The sequence below is a fragment of the Sphingomonas bacterium genome (assembly GCF_903644055.1).
Taxonomy (GTDB): Bacteria; Pseudomonadota; Alphaproteobacteria; order Sphingomonadales; family Sphingomonadaceae; genus Sphingomonas_I.
This window is the reverse complement of record NZ_CAHJXD010000186.1, coordinates 1-3439: the sequence shown is the minus strand read 5'-3', so window position 1 is coordinate 3439 and position 3439 is coordinate 1. Positions and strand designations below refer to the sequence as shown.

Below are 3439 nucleotides of genomic sequence, written 5' to 3'. Positions count from 1 at the left end.
TCCCCCCGGCCTTGAGCCGGGGTCCCGCTTCTTCCTAAGCGTCGGCCAAGCAGCGGGACCCCGGCTCAAGGCCGGGGTGACGATAGGACGGACTCTGACCCGCCCCCGATCAGGCGGCGGCGGGATGGTCGATCAGGATCGTCCAGAAATCGGCGAGATCCTTGCGCTGCCCGGTGACCTTGGCGAACGCCGCCTTGGCGCCCGCGGCGTTGCCCGAACGATAGAGCGCGATGCCCAGGCGCGTGTTGACGACGTTCGCGTCGACGCCGCCCTTCTGCATCGCGACGCCGTAGAGATCGATCGCCTTGGCATAATCGCCATAGCCGAGATAGGCGTCAGCGGTGGAAAGCGCCGACTTGCCCGTCGCCGCCGCGCGCGCCGATTTGTCGCTGGCGGCCAGCGATGCCTTGTCGGCCGGCGCCTTCGCCGTGGCGATCTGGTTGATCTCGGAAGCGTTGCGGTTGGAGGCGAGGTTGAGCAGCCCCTTGCGAACGCCGGTATCCAGCACGGCCTTCGCTTCGCCGGGGAATTTCAGATAGACTAGCTCGGCATATTCCAGATAGTCCGCGCCGCCGTGCAGCCCGCCCGACGCGAGCAGCAGGCGATTGACGTCTATCTTGAGATCGGCGTCCGCGCTGTTGCCGTCCATGTAGAGCAGCAGCACATCATGCCAGACGGTGCCGGTCGGCTCGGCGACCACCCATTTCTTGTCGAGTTCGTTGGTGGCGCGGCGCACCGCGGCGAAATCGGGCGAAGTCGGCTTGACCTGATAGCCGATCGTGAAGCCCCGGCCATACCATTCCTTGGGCACGGGCTTGCCCCCGGCATTGGCCTTGTCGACCGCGTCGTTGAGAAAGGTCAGCGCCTGCAACGGCTGCGACCGCATCGTCTCGATCAACACCGGCAGCACGTTTTGATCGGTCGATCCCATCCGATAGGCCTGCGTCATCGCCGCATTGGCCTTGGCATAATCCTTGGCGTTGAAGGCCAGCGTTCCCTGATTGGCGTAGAGCGCGGGCTGCATCTCGACGGGCGCCTTGCCGCTGGCGATCATCAGATCGATGCCGCGCACCACGGAGGCGTTGTCGTTGGTTTCCTGCCCGACGCTGATCAGGAACTGGCCGATGAAGAGCTTGTCGTCGTCGGTCGAGATCAAGGGCTCGGCCTCGGCGAGCTTCGCCTTGGCGGTGGCGAAATCCTTCGCCGCGATCGCTTTCTGAATGTCGGCGGCGAGCGGCAGCACCTTGGCCGAGGGCTTCAGCGACGCGGCCGCCGCTGGCGCCTTATCCTTGGCAAGAGCGGGCGCGCCGGCCGCGATCCCGCCGAGCGCCAGCGCGCAGCCAAGCGCGATCGTGGAAACATTTCTCATCGGCTTCATCTCCTACTCGTCCATATACCGCAAGCGGCGCGACCATGCGGCTCGATAATCGAGCACGAAGGCACGGGCAAGGCGGCGGTTCCGCTTCCGCGTCCGCGCGGGCGCTGCTAGCCCGATTACATGATCGCGCTGCTCAGCCCCGCCAAGACCCTCGATTATGAAAGCCCGCTGCCGGCGATGCCGCCGACCAGCCCACAATTCGCCGCCGAGGCGGATGCGCTCGCCAAGGCCGCCGCCCGGCTTTCGGCGAAGAAGCTCGGCGCGTTGATGCGCATCTCGCCCAAGCTCGCCAAGCTCAACGCCGCGCGGTTCCGGGAATTTGCGGAAGGCCCGGAGCGTCCGGCGATCCGGGCGTTCGCGGGCGACGTCTATACCGGCTTCGAGGCCAAGACGCTCGACGATGCCGGGCTCGCCTTCGCGCAGGATCATCTGCGCATCCTCTCGGGTCTTTACGGATTGCTCCGCCCGCTGGACGCGATCCGGCCCTATCGCCTGGAGATGGGAACAAGCTGGGCGCCGGGGCGCAAGAAGAATCTCTACGGCTGGTGGGGTGCCCGCGTCTCCGCCGCGCTGGGTACGGCGCTGGAGCAGGAGGGATCGGGAACGATCCTCAACCTCGCCAGCAAGGAATATTGGCACGTCGTCGAACAGGCGCCGCCTGCTGGCGCGCGGATCGTCACCGTCGATTTCCGCGAAGACGGCCCCGATGGCCCGCGCTTCGTCAGCTTCGATGCCAAGCGCGCGCGCGGCATGATGGCGCGCTGGATGTGCGAGCATCATGTCACCGAGGTGGAGGGGATGAAGGGCTTCGACAGCGACGGCTATCGGTATGACGCCAATGCTTCGGAGGACGACCTCTGGCGCTTCGTGCGCCACCGGGGCTGACGCGCGGCGGGATCAGCCGGGGCCGCTCCCGCCGCTACGCTATCAGCGGTAGCGCCAGCCATTCTGGTAGCGATAGCGGTTCTGCCGATAGCCATTGCCGTCCCAATAGCCCCGGCCCTGATAGAAATTGCCGATCACCAGACCGGGCGCGACCACGACGGGACCACGGCCGACGTTCCGACCACCGTTCGGACGGCAGTGGCCGTACGGCCCACGATGATAGCCACGGCCGCACCCGTCGGCGGCATTGGCGGCGGTGGCACTCAGGGCGATGCCGGCGCCAAGCGCGGCAAGCAGGATTTTGTTCATCGCGACCTTCTCCTTTTGAAGCGCCCGCGCGAGATCGAACCGCACCGGGCCACGACGGGAACGCGTTTTCCGTCGATCGCGAAATCCGGGAACGGGAAATCGGTTCCAACCTGCATCGACTTACTTCCCCCGTCCGATCGGCTAGCGCAGCGCGCCGACCCGCCCCGGCTTCTCGCGTGCGCGTAGGCGCGCGTATACGCGCGGGCTGTTCATCCAGCCCGCGACTGGCTAGACGGGATGCGACCGCCGGGCGATCCGCCCGCTCGCAAATCCTGCTGACTGGAAACTGACTTTGGCCACCGTCCCGCCGCCGCCGATCGAGGGCAGCGACATCTCTCCGATCAACATCGTCGACGAGATGAAATCGAGCTATCTCGATTATGCGATGAGCGTGATCGTCGCGCGCGCGCTGCCCGACGTGCGCGACGGCCTCAAGCCCGTCCACCGCCGCATCCTCTACGCCAGCCAGGAGGGCGGCTTCGTCCCCGGCCGCCCCTATCGCAAGTCCGCCAAGATCGTCGGCGACGTGATGGGCAATTACCATCCCCACGGCGACAGCTCGATCTACATGGCGCTCGCGCGCATGGCGCAGGATTGGGCGATGCGCGTCATGCTGGTCGATGGCCAGGGCAATTTCGGATCGATGGATCCCGATCTTCCCGCGTCGATGCGCTACACCGAGGCGCGGCTGTCCAAGCCGGCGATGGCGCTGCTGGAAGACATCGACAAGGATACCGTCGATTTCGGCCCCAATTATGATGGCTCGCGGCAGGAGCCGCTGGTGCTGCCCGCGCGCTTCCCCAACCTGCTGGTCAACGGCGCCGGCGGCATCGCGGTCGGCATGGCGACCAACATCCCGCCGCACAA

Annotated in this window: 4 protein-coding genes; 2 read left to right on the top strand and 2 right to left on the bottom strand. The window is 66.4% G+C overall.

Translation table 11 applies throughout. The features are described from left to right. Window positions 1-109: 109 nt before the first annotated feature. Complete coding sequence (locus tag HUU94_RS08165) at window positions 110-1369, bottom strand: hypothetical protein (RefSeq protein WP_174274593.1); 1260 nt, start codon at window positions 1367-1369, stop codon at window positions 110-112. Between the two features lie 129 nt (window positions 1370-1498). Here HUU94_RS08165 and yaaA point away from each other — a divergent pair, with 129 nt between their 5' ends. Continuing rightward, on the top strand, window positions 1499-2263 hold the full coding sequence (yaaA, locus tag HUU94_RS08160; protein ID WP_174274592.1) for a peroxide stress protein YaaA: 765 nt from the start codon (window positions 1499-1501) through the stop codon (window positions 2261-2263). A gap of 42 nt (window positions 2264-2305) precedes the next feature. On the opposite strand, the gene HUU94_RS08155 is transcribed toward yaaA, so the two are convergent. Then, window positions 2306-2572, bottom strand: coding sequence for a GCG_CRPN prefix-to-repeats domain-containing protein (locus HUU94_RS08155; RefSeq protein ID WP_174274591.1), 267 nt, complete (start codon window positions 2570-2572; stop codon window positions 2306-2308). Window positions 2573-2864: 292 nt separating this feature from the next. Between HUU94_RS08155 and HUU94_RS08150 the strand changes: the two genes are divergently transcribed. Next, the coding region (locus HUU94_RS08150) for a DNA gyrase subunit A (protein WP_438827115.1) at window positions 2865-3439 on the top strand (575 nt) is incomplete at its 3' end.